This is a genomic window from Streptomyces sp. NPDC054866, from assembly GCF_053610745.1.
In genome coordinates this window covers 1486522-1490472 of sequence record NZ_JBSGZA010000002.1, presented here as the reverse complement: position 1 = coordinate 1490472, position 3951 = coordinate 1486522, and the positions used below count along the sequence as shown (strand labels likewise).

Annotated in this window: 3 protein-coding genes and 1 rRNA gene; 1 reads left to right on the top strand and 3 read right to left on the bottom strand. The window is 71.5% G+C overall.

Translation table 11 applies throughout. The features are described from left to right. Window positions 1–33 precede the first annotated feature (33 nt). Window positions 34–150 (top strand): 5S ribosomal RNA (gene rrf / locus ACWGI2_RS15330). 111 nt (window positions 151–261) lie between these two features. Here the strand turns inward: rrf and ACWGI2_RS15325 are convergent. From ACWGI2_RS15325 to ACWGI2_RS15315, 3 genes are all read right to left on the bottom strand, one after another. Beyond that, window positions 262–1572, bottom strand: coding sequence for a DUF58 domain-containing protein (locus ACWGI2_RS15325; RefSeq protein ID WP_453695690.1), 1311 nt, complete (start codon window positions 1570–1572; stop codon window positions 262–264). After that, a complete protein-coding gene (locus tag ACWGI2_RS15320; RefSeq protein WP_453695775.1) occupies window positions 1572–2552 on the bottom strand; it encodes an AAA family ATPase in 981 nt (326 codons plus the stop codon). The genes ACWGI2_RS15325 and ACWGI2_RS15320 overlap by 1 nt, the downstream gene beginning before the upstream one ends. Beyond that, window positions 2552–3951 (bottom strand): DUF4350 domain-containing protein (locus ACWGI2_RS15315; RefSeq protein WP_453695689.1); only part of this gene is annotated, 1400 nt, incomplete at its 5' end. The genes ACWGI2_RS15315 and ACWGI2_RS15320, both read right to left, overlap by 1 nt.

Sequence of the window (3951 nt, the reverse complement as noted above, 5' to 3'; positions counted from 1 at the left end):
ACGACTGCGGTGCGGTTGACAGTTTCATAGTGTTTCGGTGGTCATAGCGTGAGGGAAACGCCCGGTTACATTCCGAACCCGGAAGCTAAGCCTCACAGCGCCGATGGTACTGCAGGGGGGACCCTGTGGGAGAGTAGGACGCCGCCGAACTATTATTAACGGGAAACCCCCGCACCCTCTGGGTGCGGGGGTTTTCTGCGTTCACGTTCAAAGGCTCTTGCTTTTCGCGAGGGCCTTTTTCTGTTTCTCTTTTTGCTTTCTTCAGAGGCGGCCGGCTGCCTTTAGGGACAGGTATGCGTCTGCCAAAGCGGGGGCCAAGTCCTTGGGTGTCGCGTCTACGACTGTGACTCCGTGGCGGATGAGTTTTTCTGCTGTGCGGTGGCGTTCCGTGTGGGCCTGGGCGGCGGCTGCTGCGTCGTACACGGCTTCTGTTGTTCCGCGGGCCTTGGACATCTGCTCTATGTGAGGGTCGGCCACTGATGCCAGGAGGACTGTGTGGCGTTGGGTGAGGCGGGAGAGTACGGGGAGCAGGCCCTCCTCGATGGGGGCTGCGTCCAGGCTGGTCAGCAGCACTATCAGTGAGCTGCGGGTCGCGGTACGGAGAGCTTTTGAGGTCAGGCCTCTGGCGTCCGTTTCGACCAGTTCCGGTTCGAGCGTGGCCAGGGCGTTGACGACTGAGGGGAGTACATCGCCTGCCGCCTTGCCCTGGACCAGGGCGCGTACACGACGGTCGTATGCGAGCAGGTCCACACGGTCGCCTGCTCGGGAGGCCAGGGCTGCGAGGAGCAGGGCCGCGTCCATCGAGGCGTCGAGGCGTGGGGCGTCGCCGACTCGGCCGGCCGAGGTGCGGCCGGTGTCGAGGACCAGCAGGATGTGGCGGTCGCGTTCGGGGCGCCAGGTCCGGATGGCGACGGTGGACTGGCGGGCTGTGGCGCGCCAGTCGATGGAGCGGGTGTCGTCGCCGGGGACGTAGTCGCGGAGGCTGTCGAACTCCGTGCCTTGGCCGCGGGTCAGCACGCTGGTGCGGCCGTCGAGTTCCCGGAGGCGGGCCAGTTTGGACGGGAGGTGCTTCCGGCTGGTGAAGGGGGGCAGGACCCGGAGTGTCCACGGGACCCTGTGACTGCCCTGGCGGGTGAGGAGGCCGAGGGGGCCGTACGAGCGGATCGTGACGCGGTCCGCCTGGTGGTCGCCTCGGCGGGTGGGGCGCAGGCGGGTGGTGAGGCGGCGGCGCTCGCCCGGTGGGACCGTCAGTTGGTGGCGGGATGCTTCGACTTCGGTGCCGGGGTGCCAGCTGCTGGGGGGCCAGGCGTCGCGGAGTTGGGCGCGCAGGGGCCGGCCGGAGGGGTTGGTGACGGTCAGCTCGATGTCGGCGGATTCTCCGAGGCGTACGGAGGTGTCGCCTGCGCGGGTCAGGCCGAGGCGGCGTACGGGGGCGGCCAGGGCGAAGTCGCAGGCGCAGGCCAGGGCCAGCGGGGCGTTGACGGCGAGGATGCCTGTCCAGCTGGGGTCCCAGATGCCTACGGGGAGGCTGCCGAGGGCCGCCAGGAGCGCTGTGCGGCCGGTGAGGGCCATCAGCGGGGGACCGGGACGTGGGCGAGGATCGCGTTGATCACGGAGTCGGCTGTCACGCCCTCCATCTCGGCCTCCGGGCGGAGTTGGACGCGGTGGCGGAGGGTGGGGAGGGCGAGGGCCTTCACGTCGTCGGGGATGACGTAGTCGCGGCCTGTCAGCCAGGCCCAGGCGCGGGCCGTCGAGAGGAGCGCGGTCGCGCCTCGTGGGGAGGCGCCCAGGGTGAGGGACGGGGACTCGCGTGTGGCGCGGCAGATGTCCACGACGTAGGCGGTGATCTCGGGGGAGATCGAGGTCTTGGCGACCGCTGTGCGGGCTGCCTCCAGGTCGGCGGGGCCCGCGACGGGGCGGATGCCGGCGGCGGCGAGGTCGCGGGGGTTGAAGCCTTCCGCGTGGCGGGTGAGGACGTTGATCTCGTCCTGGCGGGAGGGGAGGGGGACGGTGAGCTTGAGGAGGAAACGGTCCAGCTGGGCTTCGGGGAGGGGGTACGTGCCTTCGTACTCGATCGGGTTCTGGGTGGCCGCGACGAGGAAGGGCTCGGGGAGCGGGCGCGGGGTGCCGTCGACCGTGACCTGGCGTTCCTCCATCGCTTCGAGGAGGGAGGACTGGGTCTTGGGCGGGGTGCGGTTGATCTCGTCGGCGAGGAGGAGGTTCGTGAAGACCGGGCCCGGCTGGAAGGAGAACTCGGTGGTGCGGGCGTCGTAGATGAGGGAGCCGGTGACGTCGCTCGGCATCAGGTCCGGGGTGAACTGGACGCGCTTGGTGTCGAGTTCGAGGGATGCGGCGAGGGCGCGGACGAGCAGGGTCTTCGCCACTCCTGGGACGCCTTCGAGGAGGACGTGGCCGCGGCAGAGGAGAGCCACGACGAGGCCCGTCACCGCGGGGTCCTGGCCGACCACGGCCTTGGAGATCTCGGTGCGCAGGGACTCCAGGGAGGAGCGGGCGCTGCCGGAGCTCCCGGCGTTGTCAGTGGTCGGGTCCATCATGAAGTACGTACCTCTCTTTCGAGGGCGTCGAGTTGGTCGGCGAGGGTGATGAGGGCGGCGTCGTTGGCGGGGGGTGGGCCGAAGAGGAGGGGGTACAGGTCCTGGCCGGGGGTGCGGAGCCTGGTGGACAGGGCGGGGAGCAGGGTCTCGGGCGTGTGTGCATGGGCGGGGGAGACGCCGAGGAGGGGGGCGATGCGGGTGCGGGTGGCCGAGCGGAGGGCGGTGGCTGCGCGGTCGCGGGCGTTCGCCTTGCGGTAGAGACGGGCTCGGCCTTCGACGGTTTCGGAGGCGCGGATGGCTACGGGGAGGCGTTCGGGGACCAGCGGGCCGAGGCGGCGGGCTCGCCAGAGGGCGGCGAGTGCGGCGGCGATGGTGAGTTGCAGGGTGCCCCAGAGCCAGCCGTCGGGGATGAGGTCGAAGAAGTCGCGGTCGGCGGTGTCGTCGGTCGCCGCGTCGTCGGCGGGGGAGGGGAGGTACCAGACCAAGTGGGGGCGGGAGCCGAGGAGTTGCAGGGCCAGTGAGGCGTTGCCCTGCTCGTCGAGGCGGTCGTTGAAGAGGATGTCGGGGGCGCCGAGTACGACGGTGTCGCCGGGCCCTTCGGCGGCCGGGAGTTGGAGCAGGCTGGGGAGGCCGTCGCTGAGGTAGCAGGCTTCGGCGTCCGGAGCGAGGGTTTCGTAGCGGCGGCCGCCCACGTCGGCGGAGCCTGCGCGCTCGGCTGCGGCGAGGGCGCAGCGAGGGGAGAGTGTCGAGTCGAGGCTGGGGGTGGCGTCCACGGTGACCCCCGGCGCGAGGGTGCTGACCGAGGGGGTGCCGGGGGCGAGGAGCACTGTGCGGCCTCGGGAGTCCTCGGTGGCTGCGCGCAGGCGGGACTGCTGGCGTTCGGTGAGCCGGTCGGGGGCGGCCACCAGGAGCGTGGTGTCCGGGCCGGCCGCGGCTCTGGCCTCTTCGGAGGTGGTGACCACGCGGGTGGATACGCCGCGGTCGGCGAGGAGTTCGGCGACGGCGCGGCTGCCGTAGGGGTCGGCAGAGCGCGGGTCGAGGCGCCCGTGCTGGGTGCCGGAGCGGACGGCCGCGATGGCGATGGCGGCTGCGAGGAGGACGACCAGGGCGAGGAGGATGCCGCGGGTTTTGGTCCAGAGCTGGCGGGGGGTGGGGGTGGAGGAGGTGGGGGCCGGGGAGGTGGATGGTGTGGGGGTGGTGTTGGTGCCGGGCTCGGGGGTGGTTGCGGTGCCGGATGCGGGGCTTGCGGCGGGGGTGGCGGCGGTTGCGAAGGTGGTGGCGGTGGCTCCGTCCCCGGCCTCGGAGGTGCCGGCAGCCCCGGTCCCGTCCCCCGTCTCGGGGGCGACGGCTGCCCCGGCCCCGGTGGTGTTCCTGGGCTCGGCGTCGGGGGCGGGGT

Coding starts and splice junctions, on each gene's coding strand:
- ACWGI2_RS15325 (WP_453695690.1), bottom strand. CDS start 1,572: ATGGCCCTCACCGGCCGCACAGCGCTCCTGGCGGCCCTCGGCAGCCTC.
- ACWGI2_RS15320 (WP_453695775.1), bottom strand. CDS start 2,552: ATGGACCCGACCACTGACAACGCCGGGAGCTCCGGCAGCGCCCGCTCC.